Below are 18,850 nucleotides of genomic sequence, written 5' to 3' on the forward strand. Positions count from 1 at the left end.
GATGGCGGAGCGCTGCGGTGTGAACGACGATCCCGAGCACCGCACCGGCCAGGACACCATCGCCGGACGAACCGGCGGGGCCCCAACTGTCTACGGAAGAAGGTCAGTTGCCGTAGCCGCCCTCGACCGTCACCTTCTCGTCGTTGTTCAGCTGCTGCACCAGCTGCTTGACCTTGGCCTTGTCCCAGGCCAGGTTGCCGCCGGGGGCGCTGCCGCCGATCGGCATGTTCAGGGACTTGCCCTCGCCGCCCGAGACGTTCTTCATCGCGAAGAACATCTCGCCCAGGTCGAACAGGCTCATGTCCTTGTCGACGACCAGGGTGTCCAGGCCCGCGCTCATCGTCGGGTAGAGCTTGAAGGGGTTCAGGATCGTCGACGGGGTGGCCGTCTGGCTGGCAAGCGCCGAGAGGAACTTCTGCTGGTTCTTGGTGCGGTCCAGGTCGCCGCCGTCCAGGCCGTAGCGCTGGCGGACGAAGGCCAGGGACTGCTCGCCGTTCATCTCGTGCTTGCCCGGCTCGAAGTCCGCGCCGGACTTCTTGTCCTTCATCGGCTTCTCGACGTTGATCTCCACGCCGCCGACCGCGTCCACGATCTTGGCGAAGCCGCCGAAGCCGATCTCCGCGTAGTGGTCGATCTTCAGGCCGGTGTTGTGCTCGACGGTACGGACGAGCAGCTCCGGGCCGTCCTCGGCGTACGCGGCGTTCAGCTTGGTGTGCCGGCCCTGGGCCGGGAACTTCTTGCCGGACTCGGAGCCGATGAAGGACGGTATCTCCACGTCCGAGTCGCGCGGCAGCGAGATCAGGGTGTCGCCGTTGCTGCCGACGTGCAGGATCATCATCGAGTCGGTGCGCTTGCCCTCGGCGGAGCCGGTGTGCAGGCGCTTCTTGTCCTCGGCGGTCATGCCCTCGCGGCTGTCGGAGCCGACGATCAGGTAGTTCGTGCCGTCCCCGGCCTCGGGGCGCTCGATCACCTTGCTGAGGTCGACCTCCCGCTTGAGCTGGGAGTCGGCCCAGAAGTACGTACCGATGCTCCACACCAGAAGCACCACGACCAGCGTGATCAAGCCACGCTTGATCCGGCGGCCCCAGTTGGGGCGGGCCGCGGGCCCGTCGTAGTAATCGTCGTAACCGTCGTCATAGCGGCCGCGGCCACCGCCGCCGCCGTACACCTGGCCCTGGCTGTATCCGCTGTCGTAGCCGCCGCCCTGGCCGCCGTACCCGTCGTCGTACGAGGGCTGCGCGGGCACCCCGCCGCGCGGCGGGGCGGACGGGGGCGGCGGTGCGGCCGGACCGCGCTGGACGTGGCGCATCGAGCGTGCACCCTCCGGCTGCATGCTCGCGCTGCCGCGCCCGTAGCCCCGGTCGCGGTCGTTCCATCCATCGGGCCAGTCATTCATGCCGACCAGTGTGCAGGCCGAAACATGCCGCTCCACAAGGGCCGGACGGGAATCACACCAGGGCTGTTGCAGAGCTGACACAAACCGGCCCGGCATATGGTGGAGGGCATGACAGACCAGGCCCGTCCCCCGGAGGCGGAGATTCCGGGCAAGCCCACCGCGGCTTCCCGCACCACTCTCAGCCACATCATGACCCACAACGACACCAACCTTCTGGGCACGGTGCACGGCGGGGTGATCATGAAACTGGTGGACGACGCGGCGGGCGCCGTGGCAGGGCGCCACTCCGGCGGCCCGGCGGTGACGGCCTCGATGGACGAGATGGCGTTCCTCGAGCCGGTACGGGTCGGCGACCTGGTCCACGTGAAGGCCCAGGTGAACTGGACCGGCCGTACGTCGATGGAGGTCGGCGTGCGGGTACTCGCCGAGCGCTGGAACGAGTCGACCCCGGCGCAGCAGGTCGGCTCGGCGTATCTGGTCTTCGCCGCGGTCGATGCGGAGGGCAAGCCGCGTGAGGTCCCGCCGGTCGTCCCGGAGACGGAACGCGACCGCCGCCGCTACCAGGAGGCCCAGATCCGCCGCACCCACCGCCTGGCCCGCCGCCGCGCCATCAAGGACCTCCGCGACCAGCGGGCGGCGGACGGCATTCAGGACTGAGCCCTCGGTTGCGGGTGGTGCCCTACTCGCACACCACCTGGTCCCCGGTGGCCACCCCGAACTCGCCCTGGTACGGATCCTCCGCCCGCACCCGCCGCACCCCGTCGTAGTCCGCCCCGGCCACGACCTTCAGGAGTGAGCCGAGCCCGTCGACCTTCCTGAGCTCGGCTCCGGGCAGCGCCTTGGCCAGCGACTTCGCCGAACGGTCCCAGCCCGGGTCGTGCTGCACCACGGTCCGCTCGAGCCCCGTCTCCTGCGCCGCCACCGGCGCCCCGGTCGTCCGGAAGCCCGTCTTCCGCAGTGCCTTGTCGACCTTCCGGCCGAGTCCGGGCTCCTGGGTGCCGTTCTCCACCTGGACCCGGATCTGCTGCGGTGAGACGTCCACTTCCAGGGCCTTCGGCTTCTTCTTGCGGAACGGGGCGAGAGGCCGGTCCTCGCGCAGGGCCTTGAAGAGCTTCGCGGACTTCTTCTCGTGCCACTTGAGCGTCGAGCCGAGCCCGGGCACCTTGTGCGCCATCTCGCCGATCGGCACCGAGGTGAACTCCGACGACGCCGGGGTGAAGCCGCGCATCGCCCGCCCCAGGTCGACCATCTCGCTCTTGCCGAAGCCCCGGTCCGCGCGGACCGAGCCGAGCACGGTGTTCGTCACATCGCGGAACTTCACCGGGTTCAGGAGCACCCCGGACGAGGTCGCCTTGGCGATGAGCGCCGCGAGGAACTTCTGCTGGCGCTGCATCCGGCCCAGGTCGGCGTCGCCGTCGACATAGCGCGAGCGGACGTACTGGAGGGCCTCGCCACCGTTGAGCTGGTGGCGCCCCGTGGGCAGGTCGAGACCGGTGTACGAGTCCTTCATCGGCCGGATGGTGCAGATCTCCACGCCGTCGAGCACGTCCACCGTCTTCATGAAGCTGGTGAAATCGACCTCCAGATAGTGGTCGATCTTGACCTTGGTCATGTGCTCGACGGTGCGCACCGTCAGACCCGGACCGCCCTCCGCGTAGGCCGAATTGAGCTTGATGGGGTGGCTTTTGTGCTTTTCGCCGGTGTTCTGGTCGGTGTGCGCAGGCGTCTCGGCGTACGAGTCGCGCGGCAGGCTCACAATGCTGGCCCGGTCCCGGTCCTCCGAGATGTGCACGATCATGATCGTGTCCGTGCAGTTGCAGGGCGCGCCGCCGAGCCGGTACTTGCGCCGCTCCTCCTCGGTGATCTTGTCGCGGCCGTCGGTGCCGACGAGCAGGATGTTCATGCCGCCCTGGCCGTCGGCGGGACGGTTCTTCATGTCCCTGAAGGGGTCGACCCGGGAGATCTCGCTGTCCAGGCCGGTGATCGCCGCATGCCCGATGCCCGCCGATGCGAGCACCACCACCGAGAGCATGGTCGCCATCCGCCGCGCCCAGTGGGGTCGGGTCCGCCGCCGGGCCCGCCGCGGAGCCTGCCGGTGCTGCGCCTGGGAGACGGGGCGCCGGGGCTGCTGGCGAGGCGGCCGGGCAGGGGAGCGGCGGGGCGGCGTGGGCACGTGGTGGAACACCTCCGCGGGACGTGCGTCGAGGTTCGCGTGCAACCGTAAGCCGATACGACTTGCGGCTCGGGGCAGCGACCCGACCGGGGGCGCTCCTGTCCCCCGTTCGCGGTAACGTGACGCCTGATGAGCGAGAACTCCCAGCACGGCCAGCACGGCCAGCACGCCAAGGACACAGCCGAGCAGCCCCCGGCCGTCTCCGTGATCATGCCCGTCCTCAATGAGGAGCGGCATCTGCGCGGAGCCGTCGAAGCGATCCTGCGGCAGGAGTACGCCGGTGAGATGGAGGTCGTCGTCGCGCTCGGCCCGTCCACGGACCGCACCGACGAGATCGCCGCCGATCTGGTCGCCGCAGACGCAAGGGTCCACACGGTCCCGAATCCGACCGGTCGCACCCCGGCGGCGCTGAACGCCGCGATCAAGGCCTCACGTCACCCGATCGTGGTGCGCGTCGACGGCCACGGCATGCTCTCGCCGAACTACATCGCGACCGCCGTCCGGCTCCTGGAGGAGACCGGCGCGCAGAACGTCGGCGGCATCATGCACGCCGAGGGCGAGAACGACTGGGAGCACGCCGTCGCCGCCGCCATGACCTCGAAGATCGGCGTCGGGAACGCCGCCTTCCACACGGGCGGCGAGGCCGGGCCCGCCGAGACCGTGTACCTCGGTGTCTTCCGGCGCGAGGCTCTGGAGCAGCAGGACGGGTACAACGAGGAGTTCATCCGCGCCCAGGACTGGGAGCTGAACTTCCGGATCCGCGAGGCGGGCGGCCAGATCTGGTTCTCGCCCGAACTGCGGGTCTCGTACCGCCCGCGCCCGAGCATCAAGGCGCTCGCCAAGCAGTACAAGAACTACGGCCGCTGGCGTCATGTCGTCGCCCGCTACCACGAGGGCTCGATCAACCTGCGCTACCTCGCCCCGCCGACCGCGGTCTGCGCGATCGCGGCGGGCACCGTCGTGGGCGCGCTGCTCACCCCATGGGGCTTCGTGATCCCCGGCGGCTATCTCGCGGCGATCGCGGCGGGCTCGGTGCCCGCGGGCAAGGGGCTGCCGCTCAAGGCCCGGCTCCAGATTCCGGTGGCGCTCGCGACCATGCACATGTCGTGGGGCTGGGGCTTTCTGACCAGCCCGCGCTCACTCGCCAGGCGCGTTATCGCCAGCCGCCGCCCGGCACGAGTCAGCCCTTCCGGCGCTTAATTCAGCCCCTCCGGCGTATGAGGAGCGGGGGTCCGGGAGCAGCGCCCCCCGAAGGGAACCCCGCCCCCTCACCCCCTACCAGGTGAAGTTCGGGTCGACCTTCATGCAGGCCGACTCGTCCGCACCATTGAGCGCGTCCGCCGACTCCGGCGCCTTGTTGCCGTCCTTGCCGCCGCCGGAACCACCCCGCGGAGGCACCGTCCCGGTGCGCCAGTCCGCGCCCACGAGCAGCGTCACGCCGGACACCGCCGTCGACTGCTTCACCGAACTCGGCGCGAGACCAAGGGACTTGGCGACCGCCTGCGCGTCGCCCGCGAGGTCCGCGCTCGGGTAGAGCAGCACCGTGCTCGGCTGCACCGGCGTCGCCTGCCCGTCCGCGTACGCCTGCGTATAGCCCTTGGCCGCGAGCAGCTGGACCACCTCGGCGGCGCGGCCGCTCTTCGCGGGCGCCGTATCGGTCCGGGTGCCGTTCTGCACCTGGACGGCGATCTCGGCCGGAGCCGCCGCCGGGTCTTCGGTGCTCGGAGTCGGTGACGCCTCAGTGGGGGAGGCCGAACTCTCCGGATTCTTGGCGGGCTTCTTCTTGTCCTTGCCGTCGAGCGCGATGTCCTCGCGTACGAGCCGGAAGAGCTGGTCCGCGTCGCCGGGCTTCGGCTGCACGCGGGCGCCCACGTATTCGTACGGCATGGTCGTCATCGTGATGCGCTGCGGCGGGACCTTCTTCAGCTCGTTGGAGAGGTCGTAGAGACGGGAGACGCTGCCCAGGCCCTCGTCGACCTTGAGCGCCTCGGTGGCCTTCTCGGCGAGCCCGAGGAGCTTGTCGGGGTTGCTCAGAGTGGCGTTGGCGCGCAGCTCGCGGACCATCGAATTCATGTACATGTGCTGCGCCTTGGCGCGCCCGATGTCGCTGCCGTCCTCGAAGCCGTACCGCGTGCGCAGCCACTGGAGCGCCTGCTCGCCCTGGATCTTGGTGGTGCCCTTCTTCAACTTCAGGCCCGAGCCGTGCCCTTGGCTGTCGCGCGAGTAGATGTTGTTGTCCACGCAGACCGGTACGCCGCCGATGGCGTCCGCCATGGACACCACCCCGGCGAAGTCGACCATCATGAAGTGGTCGATCCGGATGTCCGTCAGCTTCTCCCAGGCGAGCACCGAGCAGCCCGGACCGCCGCGCCCCAGGCTGGTGTTGGTCATCACGCGGCCCTGCGTGGCCGGGTAGACCTTGCCGGTGTGCGGGTCCTTGCACTCGGGCATCTGGAGGAGCGTGTCCCGCGGCATGCTGATCACGGACATGTTGCTGCGGTCCGCGGAGAGGTGGAGCAGCATCTGGACGTCGGCGAGCGGGGTGCCGCCGAAGGTCTCCTTGGCGCCGCCGAGCTTCTGGTTCTCCTTGGAGTCCCGGGCGTCGGAGCCGATCAGGAGGATGTTCAGGGGCGTCTGGCCGAAGGCGTTCGGGGTGGGCTCGGGCGCCCGGTTCCCCTCGGGCATCGGCGAGGTGCCGATCCTGCCGTTGAGGTGCTCGATATAGATGTACGCGGCCCCGGCCGTGCCAAGTATCAGCAGGGCCAGGACGATGGCGAACCAGCGCAGGAACCGGCGCGCCCGGCGCCGCCGCGGCGGCGTGGAACTGCCGTGCTCCCGGAGGCCGTTGGCACCACCGGCACCCCCCTTGCCGGGGGCTTCGGCGGTGTCGGGGGCATCCTCGCGTACGCCGTGGTCGGGGCCGCCGTCGCGTCTCCCGTCCTCGTAGAGACTGTCGTCCCAGACCGGATCGAGGGCCTGCTCGGTGCTCCGCTGGAGCGGAACGGTGTCATCCCGGCGCGCGCTGCCCTGCCTCATGTGCCCTGCCCCTCCCCGTTCCCGGACGCCCCGGACCGGCTGACTGGCCGGATCGGGCGGTGCCTCGGGTGCTACTGGTGTCACTCGCTGGTGTCACTTGGCGGGTACCACTCGGTGGTGTCCTGTGGTGTCCCTGGCGGTATCACGCGGTGGCGCCCCCCGGCGGTTCACTTGGCGCAGACGCTCTTGTTCGCCTCGACCTTCTGGATGTCCTTCGGCGCCTTCGACGGAGCGCCGATCGGCGTCCCGGCCCCCTGGAAGTCGCTGCCCAGGATCAGCTTCATGGCCGGCAGGCCCTGTGCGTTCTCCTCGCTCTTGCCCGGCTTGAGCGCGGAGCCCGGCAGTCCCATGATCTCGGCCAGCTTGCGTGCCTGGTCGGCCTGGTCGGGGGAGTACTCGAGGCTCGTCTTCGCCTGGTTCTGGGGCGCGTTGCCCAGCTGGCTCGACTTGAGGACGCCCTCCTCCGTCTGAAGGTACGTCAGCGTCGACTGCGCGGCACCCACCGTGTCGCTGCCGTTGTAGATGTTGACCCTGACCTCGGACGCGGCGGACTTGGGGCCCTTGAGCCGCGCCTCTTCCTTCGCCTTCTTCTGCTTCTTCACCTCGGTCAGCGATTTGTCCGCGCGGATCATCGAGAACAGCGGCTTGGCCTTGGCCTTGTCGAGCAGCACGGTCGCGCCGTCGGTGTTGTCGACCACCGGCGCCGTCACGAAACTCATGTGCTCCAGGTCGGCCTTGCCCAGCTCCATGCCCAGGTCCTTGAGCTTGTTCAGGTCGGCGAGCTTGCTGTCCACGGTGAGCGCCTTGGTGGCCGCGTCCGCCAGGTCCAGCATCTTCCCCGGGCTGGACATGGTGTCGTTGGACTTCATCTTCTTCATCAGCGAGATGAGGAACTGCTGTTGCAGCTTGATCCGGTCCAGGTCACCGCCGAAGCCGACGGCGTGCCGGGTACGGACGAACGCGAGCGCCTGGTCGCCCTGCACCACGTGCTTGCCCTTGGACAGATTCAGGTGCGACTTGGGGTCGTTGATGTCCTTGGCCAGGCAGATCGGCACGCCGCCGACCGCGCTGGACAGCGTCTTCACCGCGTTGAAGTCGGCCACCATGAAGTGGTCGATCTTGACGCCCGTTATTTCGGTGACGGTGCGCATGGTGCAGCTCGGGGTGCGCCCCATCTGGCCCAGGCTCTCGTTGAAGCGGCCTTCCTTCGTGCCCGGGATGTCCTTCGTGGAGCCGTCCGACTGTGTGGTCGGGCAGTCCGGGATGTCGGTGATCATGTCGCGCGGGATGCTCAACGCGGTCGCGTTCGTACGGTCCTTGGAGACGTGCAGCAGGATCGTGGTGTCCGCGTGCCCGGCGCTGCCGGAGTCGCCGTACCCCGAATTGCCCTTGCCGGTCCGCTTGTCCGTACCGATCAGGAGCACATTGATCGGGCGGTCCGCGCTGAATCCCCCGGTACCGGCGCCATCGTCATCAATGCCCGTTATGTTGCTGTTCAGGTATTCCAAGTAGAGATACGCGGCGAGGATCGTCAGGACGATGAGCCCCGCGACCACTCCGAGGAACCACTTCAGCTTCCTCTTGCCCTTGGGCTTACGCGGCTTGGGGCGGCGTCGGCCGCCGCCGTGCCCGCCCGGACCGCCCGGAGCGCCCGCGTCCTGCGTCACCCGGCGCCTGCGCTGCTCCGGCACGCCGCGGCCCGGGGCGTCCTGACCCGGGCCGTGGGAGTGGGAGCGGCGACGGCGCGGCGCGTCGGCGGGCGGGCGGCCGCCCGTGCTCGCCGGTCTGCGGTGACCCGGGATGCCCGACCGCGCTGCGGAGGGGGTCGGTCGCAGTTCGTAGTCGCCGGTCTGCGGGTTCAGTACCCACTGGTCTGCGGGGTCGATGTTCTCCGCCCGCCCACGGCCTTGCGCGTCCACGGTTGCTTGAGTCCTCCGTCGGGGCCCCGGCGGCGCCACCCCCTCCAAGGGCGCTCGCCAGTCTGTCTGCGGGTGCACGGCCGTTCGGCCGGGTGCACCGGATCGCTCACGCTATCCGACCAGTTCAGCGACCGGCGATGGCGGTGACAAATTCCACTTCCCTTACACCCGGCAATACCGCCTATTTCCTGACCGCTCCGACGCGGTGTTGGCCCGCGCTTTACTCACAAGTCGTGCGGGCCGCGGTGTTGCCGCGGAAGGTCGGGGCCGGGCTCGGTGTCTCCGAAGGGTCATCGGCCCGGGCGCCGGGACCTGCGGCGGGCTTGCCGTCGGCACGGTCGCGGGGCGTCCCGTCGACCCAGAAACCGGCGTCGCTCAGGTAGCCGGCGCCGTCGTCGTGCGACTCCTTACCCCCGTCGTCATCACCGGAATATTCCGAATAGTCCCCGCCTCCGGAGCCCTCGGAGGAGTACCCGCCGTCGGATTCCCCCTCTTCCTCGCCCTCTCCGGAGGCGTCCGAGTCCTCGGTCTGCGGGTCCACGCGCAGCGGTGCGTCCGCGCGCAGTCGGTCGAACAGTCGGCCCGCGTCCGGCTGCACGAGCTCGTCGCGGTTCGGGTCGTACGTGTAGGCCCTGCGGGGAACTGTGAGGAATTGGACCCGGTCGATGGGGATGTTGCGCATACTGCGGACCAGCTCGTAAAGGTCGGTCAGACCGGAAAGCGCGGGGTCCGTGGTGAGCGACGACGTCGCCGCGTCGAGCACCGGGAAGAGCCGGGTCGGATTGAGCAGCACACCGTTGCTCCGCACCTTGTTGACGAGCGCCGCGAGGAACTGCTGCTGGCGGTCCATGCGTTCGGTGTCGCTGCCGCCGCCGACCGACTTGCGCGCGCGTACGAAGCCGAGCGCCTGCTCGCCGTTGAGCTTCTGCTTTCCGGCCGGGAGCCGGAGCTTGGCTTGGGGGTCGTGGATCGGCCGCTTCAGGCACACCTCCACGCCGTTCACCGCGTTGACCATCCTCTTGAAGCCCTGGAAGTCCACGACCATGTGGTGATCGATCCGGATCTTGGTGAGCTTCTCGACGGTACGGATGGTGCAGGCGGTCCCACCGAGCTCGAACGCCCAGTTGAACTGGGCGAATTGGGTATCCGACCGGCTGCCGTCCGGGCGGCGGCAGCGCGGGATGTCCACCATCAGGTCGCGCGGCAGGGACACCGCGGTCGCGCTCTTCCGGTCGGCCGCGAGGTGCAGCAGGATCGTGGTGTCCGAGCGCTGCGTGCCCGGGTCCCTGCCGTAGGGCCTGTTGCCCTTCCCGGACCGGGTGTCGGAGCCGATGAGCAGGATGTTCTGAGCGTTGTGCTTGGAGGGCGGCGGCCGCTCCCGCTCGTACCGCTCCAACTCGGCTGCGGTACCGGTGTCTGCGGTGATGTTCCCCTCGAGCCTCTTGTAGAGACTCCAACCGACCCCGGCGGTCGCGAGCACGATGACGGCAAGGCCCAGGGCTGCCCAGCGGAGCCAGTGGTGGCGTGGTTTGGGAGTGGGGGCGGGGCTGGGGGAGTCGTCGGCGGGTGTGCCTTCTTCTGTGGTGGCGGTTTCGCCGGGAGGCTCTTCTTCTGTAGCGCGGGCGGCTTCGGCAGGACCTTCTTCTGTGGTGCCGTTTTCCTCGGGGGCGCTTTGCTCTTCGGGATCGTCGTCTGCGGGATCTTCGTCCTCGGCGTCGTCGTCCCGGGCGTCGTCTTCTTCTGTAGTGCTGTCCGTGGTGCCGTCTGTGGCCTCGTCCGCGGTGCCCTCGTCCTCCGAGGCGGAAGTGCCCGACTCGGTCTCGTCGTCGTCCGGCCACTCCGGTCCGGCGGACGGGCCTGCGGCGTCGGTCACGTCTGGGTCCACCCCTCATGGCGTAGTCAGTACGGCAGTACGGCAGTACGAACAGCACTCCGCGAGGAAGTGCTCCTACGACCATGGCCCGGCGCGGGGCCCCGGCGCCTGCGGGCCGGGCGCTCACCTGCGCCGGACGGGTGGAACTTCGCCGGGGCCCGGGGCCCGTGGCGCGTCCCCGGGCGCAGCGTCCTACCGGACCGTCCCGGTGACCCGCTCGCTCTCGACGCGCTTGCGCAGCGCCTCGTCCGTCAGCTGCCCGGCATTCCGGCAGAGCACCACGGAGCCCCCGGCCGCCAGCGGCGCGTACAGCCCCGCGGACAGGCCGTCCCAGCTGTCGTACGCCCGTGTGGAGAGCAGCCGTGACCCGGACCCGAGCCCGAGGTCCGTCGCATCGCGCCGGGCCCGCTCGACGGTCTCGGCTCCCGTCAGGGCCACCTCGCCGACGGTGAGCGCGTCGGCCGACGGGTCCACCGGAGCGTATGGAGCGAAGCGGTCGCCCTGGCTCGGCACCTCCACCGCGTAGTCGACGAACCCGGCCGGCAACTGCGGGAAGCGGCCGCCGAGCGGCCGGAGCGCGAGCGCCACCCGCTCGCCCGAGCAGGCCCGCGCCTCCTCCAGCGTGTCCGGCCCGCTGACCACCAGGTCGGCCGCGGCCGGGTCGTTCCCGACCTCCGCGACCACACCTACAGAAGAACAGGCGAGCAGCCACACCGCGGTCTGCCAGTGCGCGGGAAGGAGCAGCGCGAGCCGGTCGCCGGGCTCGGCGGCCAGGTCGCCCTGGAGCAGATTGGCGGTCTTGGCCACCCAATTGGCGAAGGTGGCCACGGACAATTCGACGCGTTCGCCGGTGGCGTCGTCGTAGAAGGTCACCAGAGGGCGGGCCGGGTCCGCGGCGAGCGCGGATCGCAGCAGGTCGGCGGGGGTGCGGTCGGTCGCGTTCACGCCTGCCAGGCTACGCGGCCGCCGTACCGCGGGAACGCACGGGAGGTACGCGCGACGGAACCGTTGCGGCCGACGCACCGTCAGTTCCCGAATGCCCCCAATGTGCGGAGGTGTCATATCTGACGGACGATCAATCGCATGCGTGGATTCCTTGCTTCCTCGATCGGTGTCGTCTGCGCGACCGCACTGGCCCTCCCACTCGCCGCACCGCAGGTGGCCGAGGTCCAGGCCCCCAGCGACAAGACGGTGCACCCCGCTTCCGACGCAGCCTCCCGCACACCCCAATCCGTCCCCGGCAGCACGCAGTCGCTCCCGCTGGCACCGCTGGCCTCGGACCGAACCAAGAGCGACGGCAGCTCCGCGCAGGGGCTCACCCGCCGCACCGTACGACCGTTCTCGCTGGTCGGCGTCGTCTGGGACGATCCGCAGGTGGAGCTGCACGGCACGGTGCGGGTCCGCACCCGGCACGCCGATACGGGCACCTGGTCGGACTGGCAGGACGTCGACACCCACAACCACGAGCACGCCGCCGACCCGGACACCCCGGAGGGCGCCTCGGGCCGGGTCCGCGGCTCGACCGCACCCCTGTGGGTCGGCAACTCCGACGCGGTGGAGGTCCGCGTACAGAGCACCCCGGCGGAGAGCGACGAGCACGGCCGGCACGGCGACGCCGAGCCCACGCCCCTGCCCCTGCCCCAGGGCCTGCGCCTGGAGCTCATCGATCCCGGCGAAGATCCAGACGTCCAGATCCCCGGCGGGCTCAACGGCGCGCAGGCGGCGGCGAGTCCGGCCGAGAGCAAGGACAGCGACGAGGACCCGGACCCGGGGACCGGCACCCCCGCGGACACCCCGGCCGCCCGGCCGCTCTCCGCCGCGGCCGCCGCCAGTTCGGCCGTCAACGCCGAGTACGCCCCGCTCGGCGCCACCGTCATCCCGGCCCTCACCAAGCAGCAGACGGAGAACGCGTTCCTCGACTCCCGCGGCGTGCTGCAGGTCTCCGCGGGCCAGGGAACCCCGGCACGCCCGTACGTCGGACCGCGCCCCCGGATCATCACCCGCAAGGGCTGGGGCGCGGACGAGAAGCTGCGCGAGAAGGACTTCGCGTACACCAAGTCCGTACGCGCGGCCTTCGTGCACCACAGCGCCACGGGCAACAACTACACCTGTGGCCAGGCGCCTTCGATCCTGCGCAGCATCTACCGCTACCACGTCAAGAGCAGCGGCTGGCGGGACTTCGGCTACAACTTCGCCATCGACAAGTGCGGCAACATCTACGAAGGCCGTGCCGGAGGTGTGGCCAAACCCGTTCGGGGGGCCCACACTCTCGGGTTCAACAGCAACAGCACGGGCGTCGCCGTCCTCGGGACGTACAGCAAGACCAATCCGCCCAAGGCCGCGGTACGGGCCATCGCCCGGCTCACCGCGTGGAAGCTCGGCCTGTACGGGGTCAATCCACGCGGCAAGGTGACGATGACGTCGGCGGGCAGCAACCTCTACAAGAAGGGGAAGAAGGTCCGGCTCGACGCGATCTCGGGGCACCGCGACGGCTTCATCACCGACTGCCCGGGCAGCCGCCTCTACGGCCGCCTCGGCAGCACCCGCAAAACCTCGGCCAAGTACCAGGGCCGCGGCTGACCACCGCAACAACTGACCACCGCAACAACTGCATACACTGGCCGGCCGGACGGCTCGCGCCCAAGGGCCCCGCGCCCCCGCGCACGGGGCACGCCGCCCCGCGCGCCGCGAGCCCCGACCGAGTCCGGCCCCGGCAGGAAGCAGAGACGGCAACCGACATGGCGACAGAAGCGATTCTCCTGGTCGGCGGCAAGGGCACCCGGCTGCGTCCGCTCACGGTGCGCACGCCCAAACCGATGGTCCCGGCGGCCGGCGTGCCGTTTCTCACCCACCAGCTGGCCCGCGCCCGCGCCGCCGGTATTGAACACATCGTCCTCGCGACCTCCTACCTGGCAGAGGTCTTCGAGCCGTACTTCGGCGACGGCTCATCGCTCGGCCTGCACTTCGAGTACGTCACCGAGGAGGAACCGCTGGGCACGGGCGGCGCGATACGCAACGTCGCCGACCGCCTGGACTCGGGCCGGGACGACCCGGTCCTGATCTTCAACGGCGACATATTGACGGGCCTGGACATCAAGGCCCTGCTGGCCACCCACGCGTCATCGTCGGCAGACGTCTCCCTGCACCTGACCCGGGTCGACGACCCCCGGGCGTACGGCCTGGTGCCCACGGACGGAACGGGCCGCGTCCAGGCCTTCCTGGAGAAGCCGCAGACGCCGGAGGAGATCGTCACCGACCAGATCAACGCGGGGGCGTACGTTTTCCGCCGCTCGGTCATCGACACCATCCCGGAAGGCCGCCCGGTCTCGGTCGAACGCGAGACCTTCCCGGGGCTCCTGGCCTCCGGCGCCCACCTCCAGGGCATGGTCGACTCGACGTACTGGCTGGACCTGGGCACGCCCCAGGCCTTCGTCCGCGGCTCGGCCGACCTGGTCCTCGGCCGCGCCCCGTCCCCGGCGGTACCGGGCCGCCGCGGCGACCGCCTCGTCCTGCCCTCGGCCACGGTCGCCCCCGACGCCAAACTGACCGACGGCACGGTCATCGGCGCGGGCGCCACGGTCGGCGCGGGCGCACGCATCTCCGGCAGCACGATCCTCGCCGACGCCGTCATCGAACCGGGCGCCCTCATCACGGACTCCCTGGTCGGCGCCGGTGCCCGCATAGGAGCCCGCACGGTCCTGTCCGAGGCGGTCATCGGAGACGGCGCCGATGTGGGCCCGGACAACGAACTCAGCGACGGCATCCGAGTGTGGTGCGACGCACGGCTACCGGCGGCATCGATCCGCTTCTCGTCGGACCAGTAACTTCAGCCCGTCCGGCGATTGCGGACGAGCACGCCCACCCGTCTCCCACCACCACCCTCAACCGAGGCGCTACGCGCCACCCCCTGGTCCAGCGCGATGAGCGGGGGTCTGGGGGCGCCGCATCCATCAGCGGCTTCGCCGCGGGCCCCAGTTACGGGAAGGGGCGGGATCGGGGAACGAAACCCCGTACCCTCGAACCCGCACCCCGAGCCCCCGACCCCCGACCCTTCGAGGACCCCGTGGCAGGCCGCTTCGCCCCGCGCACCACCCCCCGCACCCCGGTGCACGCTCCCGGCCGCCCGCCTCGCGTACCCCACACCCGGCCGCAAACCCGGACAGCGGCCCGCACCCAGGCCCAGGCCCACGCCCAGACCCGCACCTGGACCCCACCGACCCCCCTGAACCTCCCCCTCACGTTGACGCCCCTGCGCAGGGGCCCCGCAGACCCCACCTACCGCGCCACCCCGGACGGCGCCCACTGGCGGGTGAGCCGCACCCCCGACGGCCCCGCCACGCTGCGCGTCACCGCACGCCACGGCGGCACCACGGTGGAGGCAACGGCCTGGGGCCCGGGCGCGGCCTGGTTCCTCGACCGGCTCCCGCAGCTGCTCGGGGCCGCCGACGACCCCGACGCGTTCGAGCCGCGGCACCGCCTCGTCGCCGCGACCCGGCACCGCCGCCCCGGCCTCCGCCTGCTCCGCACCGGACTGGTCCTGGAGTCCCTGATTCCGTCGATCCTGGAACAGAAGGTCACGACGGACGAGGCGTACCGCGCCTGGCGGCTCCTTGTCCGCCGCTACGGCGAACCGGCCCCCGGCCCGGCCCCCGACCGCATGTGCGTGATGCCGGAACCGGAGACCTGGCGCATGATCCCGTCCTGGGAGTGGCACCGCGCGGGCGTCGACAACAAGCGCGCGAGCACGATCCTGCGCGCGGTCCGGGTGGCCCGCCGCATGGAGGAGGCCGCGGCGATGACGCCTCAAGAGGCAAGGAAGCGCCTGGAGTTGGTGCCCGGCATCGGCCCGTGGACCTCGGCCGAGACGATCCAGCGCAGCAACGGCGCCCCCGACGAGGTCACCGTCGGCGACCTCCACCTGCCGGGCATCGTCGGCCACGCCCTGGCCGGTGAACGGGACGCCGACGACGCCCGCATGCTCGAACTCCTGGAGCCTTACCGCGGCCAGCGCCACCGCGCGGCCCGCTACATCCTGCTCTCGGGCCGCACCCCGGCACGCCGTACCCCCAAGATGCCGAAAACGGACATCGCGAAGTTCTGAACGGCGGCCGGGCCCCGGAGCGGAACCGGACGTACCGCCACCGCACCACCACCCGAGCCCGCGCCACCACCCGAGCCCGCGCCAGCAACCGCTACCGCACCACCAGGAAATCCCCGGCATCCCGCGCGGGCCGCTCCCGCGGTGCCTCCGCCGCCCGTCCCACCGCGACCGCCCCCATCGGGTCCCAGTTCTCCGGCAGTTCGAGGACCTCGCGCACGACGTCCCGGCAGAACATGGTCGACGAGATCCAGGCCGACCCGAGCCGCTCCCCGGCGAGCGCCACGAGGAAGTTCTGGATTCCGGCGCCGGTGGCGACCACGAACATCTCCCGCTCGGCGGCGTCCCGGCGCGCGTCCCCGTACGTGTGCGCCCCGTCCATCACGAGGCAGGGCACCACCAGATACGGCGCGTTGCGCAAGACGTCCCCGCGCCGGACCCGTTTGGCGATGGACTCCTCGGACTTGCCGTCGCCGCGCAGATCGGCGATCCACCGGTCCCGCATGGCGTCGAGCAGCCGGGTGCGCGCCTGCGGGGTCTCCAGGAGTACGAACCGCCACGGCGTCGTGTGGTGCGGCGCGGGCGCGGTGATCGCGGCGGCCACGGCGCGGCGCACCGCACCGGGGTCGACCGGGTCGTCCGTGAAGGCCCGCACCGTACGCCGCCCGGTCACCGCTTCGCGTACGGCCTCGGAGGTGCCGAGCCGGAACATGTCGTCGGCCGGGCCCCGCACGAGGGCCCGCGCCCCGGCGTCCTCGGACGCGTCGGCCGGGGGGTCCGCGGCCACGGCCCCGGGCAGGCCCCGCACCACGGCCACCGGCAGACCCGCGGCCTTGCCCTTCACCAGGTCGCCTGCGGCGGCGAGTTCATCGGCGGTCGCCACCACGGTGGCGCTCAGCGGATTGCCGTACGCATCCGTGCCGCCGCGCAGATCGTCCAGGACCCGCACTCCGGCGGCGCCGATGGCGACGTCCGTGAGTCCGGTGCGCCAGGGCCGCCCGAAGGTGTCGGTGACGATCACCCCGACGTGCACGCCGAGCGCGTCCCGCAGTCCTTCGCGGATGCGCCGCGCCGAGGCGTCGGGGTCGGTGGGCAGCAACAGCACGGTCCCGGCAGGGGTGTTGGAGGCGTCCACTCCGGCCGCGGCCATGACGAGCCCCTGCCGGTTCTCGACGATACGCAGCGCGCCGCGCCGCGCGACGACACGTACCGTCTCGGCATCGATCGCCTCCTCACGGTCCGCCGCGGCGAGCACCCGGTCCTCCGCCTTGGACACGATCTTCGAGGTGACGAGCACGACGTCGCCGTCGGTGAGCCCCGGTTCGGCGGCGGCGATCAGCTTGGCGATGTCGTCCCCGGCCCTGACCTCGGGGAGGCCGGGCAGGGCCCACACGCGGTACGTAGGAGCGGCGGGGCGCTCCGGCGCGCTCACGCGCGTACCTCCTCGGCGAGCGCGAGCGCTTCGCGCGCCATGCCCGCGGCGGCCGTGCCTTCTTCGGGATCCGTCATCATCAGCGGCACCGCCTTGCACCGGATCCCGGCGGCCTCCACGCGCGCGACGGACCCCTCGTCGGTGCTGTCGACCAGCCACCCGTCGAGCAGCCCCGAGCCGTAGTGCTCGGCGACCGCCGCGGCCGTCGACTCGACGCCCACCGCCGCGAGCACCTTGTCGGCCATGCCCCGCACCGGCGCGTCCCCGATGATCGGCGAGAGCCCCACGACCGGCACTCCGGCCTCGGCGATGGCCTCTCGTATCCCCGGCACGGCGAGGATGGTGCCGACGCTGACGACCGGGTTGGACGGCGGGAAGAGCACCACGTCGGCCGCGGCGATGGCCTCCAGCACTCCGGGCGCGGGCTTGGCCTGCTCGGCCCCGACGGGCACGACGGCGAGCGCGTCCACGGAGGCGCGAAGGCGTACCCAGTACTCCTGGAAGTGAATGGCCCTGCGTTCGCCATCCAGTTCGACGGCGACGTGGGTCTCGATCCGGTCGTCCGACATCGGAAGCAGCCGGACGCCCGGCTTCCAGCGGTCGCAGAGCGCCTCGGTGACCGCGCTCAGCGGGTAGCCGGCGCTGAGCATCTGCGTCCGCACGATGTGCGTCGCGAAGTCCCGGTCGCCGAGCCCGAACCACTCGGGCCCGACGCCGTACGCCGCGAGCTCGCTCTTGACCGTGAACGTCTCGTCCGTACGGCCCCAGCCCTGCTCCTCGTTGATGCCGCCGCCGAGCGTGTACATCACGGTGTCGAGGTCGGGGCAGACCTTGAGTCCGAACAGGTGGATGTCGTCACCGGTGTTCCCGATGACCGTGATGTCCGCGTCGAGCGCGGCCGCCTTGAGGCCCCGCAGAAAGCGGGCCCCGCCGATGCCGCCGGCCAGTACAACAATGCGCATGCCGCCAGTGTGTCAGGCGGGTACGACAGTTGGTCCGTCAGGCGGGTACGGCGGATTCGGTGTCCTCGGCGTCCTCGGCCCCGGGGGAGCATTGGGCGCTGTGCATCGTCATCTCGGTCAGGCCGGGGTAGTAGACGTGCAGACTGACGGCCGGTTCGAGGCTGTCGTTGACCACTTCGTGGATGTACCCGGGCGCGAACACCCGCTGCGCGCCCGCCTCGAGCGCGCGCGTGCCGCGCTCCGTGTGCTCCGTCAACTGCCCGTCCAGGACGGTCAGAACGCCGGACGACGCCCCGTGGTCATGGCGTCCGCTGCCCTGCCCGGGCACCCAGCTGAGCAGCCACACCTCGTACCCGGGCCCGGTGCGCAGGCGGTGGTACCAGCGGCTGGTGGCGTCGTACTCGACGAGGTGCTCCCACTGGGAGCGGTCGGCGGCGATGGTCCGGGCGAGCCCGGCGAACTCGGCCACGGTGGTGGGGTGTTCGCGCGGGGGCTGGAGCAGGTGCGGTACTTCGAGCAGGTCGCCGGCGATCTGGAGGTCGCTGTCGCTGTTCATCGGGGCGGTGGTTCCTCGGCTGTGATGTGCGCGGGGAGTGCGCGCAAGGGCGGCGGTCGGAGACTACGGGGGCTTCGGCCGGACGCGGTGCCGTGCGGGGGCTCGTGGCCCTTACGGGGTTGCGCGGTGGGACGCCGTCGACATTTCCGTACGAACGCTGGGACAGCGAGCGGGACCCGTGCGGGCGTCGGGGATGCGGCCGGAGCTCGAGGGGCTCAACAGCTGGGACAGCAACAGCGACAGCTCGCCCGGGCAGCACTGCGGAACCCAGCGGCGTGGGTCCGGGTGAGCGGCGAGTGCGCAAGCATGCCCACTAGAAGACCGGTTCACACGTCAGGTGTCAACCTGATGTCCGGATTGCGGAATATGGTTCACCGTATCCGGTTGTTCTGGCTGCCGAAAGGT

General features: G+C 70.9%; 14 protein-coding genes. 5 read left to right on the plus strand and 9 right to left on the minus strand.

Annotated features, from left to right (window positions below):
- Positions 1-103: 103 nt before the first annotated feature.
- Complete coding sequence (locus ACWD10_RS36240; protein ID WP_451097959.1) at positions 104-1,396, minus strand: LCP family protein; 1,293 nt, start codon at positions 1,394-1,396, stop codon at positions 104-106.
- A 108-nt stretch (positions 1,397-1,504) separates the two neighbouring features.
- Here ACWD10_RS36240 and ACWD10_RS36245 point away from each other — a divergent pair, with 108 nt between their 5' ends.
- Entirely contained in the window at positions 1,505-2,053 is a 549-nt protein-coding gene (locus ACWD10_RS36245; protein ID WP_451097960.1) for an acyl-CoA thioesterase, read from the plus strand.
- A gap of 22 nt (positions 2,054-2,075) precedes the next feature.
- Here the strand turns inward: ACWD10_RS36245 and ACWD10_RS36250 are convergent, their stop codons facing one another.
- Positions 2,076-3,569, minus strand: coding sequence for an LCP family protein (locus ACWD10_RS36250; RefSeq protein ID WP_451097961.1), 1,494 nt, complete (start codon positions 3,567-3,569; stop codon positions 2,076-2,078).
- A 129-nt stretch (positions 3,570-3,698) separates the two neighbouring features.
- On the opposite strand from ACWD10_RS36250, the gene ACWD10_RS36255 reads away from it, so the two are divergent.
- Positions 3,699-4,769 (plus strand): glycosyltransferase family 2 protein, encoded by a 1,071-nt coding sequence (locus ACWD10_RS36255; RefSeq protein WP_451097962.1) that lies wholly within the window; start codon positions 3,699-3,701, stop codon positions 4,767-4,769.
- Between the two features lie 75 nt (positions 4,770-4,844).
- On the opposite strand, the gene ACWD10_RS36260 is transcribed toward ACWD10_RS36255, so the two are convergent.
- The 4 genes from ACWD10_RS36260 to ACWD10_RS36275 form a co-directional block, all read right to left on the minus strand.
- Positions 4,845-6,605: an LCP family protein gene (locus ACWD10_RS36260; protein WP_451097963.1), complete on the minus strand. Its 1,761-nt coding sequence runs from the start codon at positions 6,603-6,605 to the stop codon at positions 4,845-4,847.
- Between the two features lie 167 nt (positions 6,606-6,772).
- Positions 6,773-8,524 (minus strand): LCP family glycopolymer transferase, encoded by a 1,752-nt coding sequence (locus ACWD10_RS36265; RefSeq protein WP_451097964.1) that lies wholly within the window; start codon positions 8,522-8,524, stop codon positions 6,773-6,775.
- Between the two features lie 220 nt (positions 8,525-8,744).
- The gene (locus ACWD10_RS36270; protein ID WP_451097965.1) at positions 8,745-10,397 is read right to left on the minus strand and encodes an LCP family protein; all 1,653 of its coding nucleotides are present in this window, start codon (positions 10,395-10,397) and stop codon (positions 8,745-8,747) included.
- 192 nt (positions 10,398-10,589) lie between these two features.
- Positions 10,590-11,342 (minus strand): TIGR03089 family protein, encoded by a 753-nt coding sequence (locus tag ACWD10_RS36275; protein WP_451097966.1) that lies wholly within the window; start codon positions 11,340-11,342, stop codon positions 10,590-10,592.
- 138 nt (positions 11,343-11,480) lie between these two features.
- Between ACWD10_RS36275 and ACWD10_RS36280 the strand changes: the two genes are divergently transcribed.
- The 3 genes from ACWD10_RS36280 (at position 11,481) to ACWD10_RS36290 (ending at position 15,498) form a co-directional block, all read left to right on the plus strand.
- Positions 11,481-12,977 carry a peptidoglycan recognition protein family protein gene (locus ACWD10_RS36280; protein ID WP_451097967.1) on the plus strand — a complete coding sequence of 499 codons (1,497 nt, stop codon included), beginning with the start codon at positions 11,481-11,483 and terminating at the stop codon, positions 12,975-12,977.
- A gap of 158 nt (positions 12,978-13,135) precedes the next feature.
- Complete coding sequence (locus ACWD10_RS36285) at positions 13,136-14,221, plus strand: sugar phosphate nucleotidyltransferase (protein WP_451097968.1); 1,086 nt, start codon at positions 13,136-13,138, stop codon at positions 14,219-14,221.
- 239 nt (positions 14,222-14,460) lie between these two features.
- Entirely contained in the window at positions 14,461-15,498 is a 1,038-nt protein-coding gene (locus tag ACWD10_RS36290) for a DNA-3-methyladenine glycosylase family protein (RefSeq protein WP_451097969.1), read from the plus strand.
- A 91-nt stretch (positions 15,499-15,589) separates the two neighbouring features.
- On the opposite strand, the gene ACWD10_RS36295 is transcribed toward ACWD10_RS36290, so the two are convergent.
- The 3 genes from ACWD10_RS36295 to ACWD10_RS36305 are packed head-to-tail and all read right to left on the minus strand — an operon-like array spanning position 15,590 to position 18,445.
- The gene (locus ACWD10_RS36295) at positions 15,590-16,927 is read right to left on the minus strand and encodes a coenzyme F420-0:L-glutamate ligase (protein WP_451097970.1); all 1,338 of its coding nucleotides are present in this window, start codon (positions 16,925-16,927) and stop codon (positions 15,590-15,592) included.
- Positions 16,924-17,889, minus strand: a complete 966-nt coding sequence (cofD, locus tag ACWD10_RS36300; RefSeq protein ID WP_451097971.1) for a 2-phospho-L-lactate transferase — start codon at positions 17,887-17,889, stop codon at positions 16,924-16,926. Before cofD ends, ACWD10_RS36295 begins: the two co-directional genes overlap by 4 nt.
- A gap of 37 nt (positions 17,890-17,926) precedes the next feature.
- Complete coding sequence (locus ACWD10_RS36305) at positions 17,927-18,445, minus strand: cysteine dioxygenase (protein WP_451097972.1); 519 nt, start codon at positions 18,443-18,445, stop codon at positions 17,927-17,929.
- Positions 18,446-18,850: the final 405 nt, after the last annotated feature.

The organism is Streptomyces sp. NPDC002851, assembly GCF_053591935.1.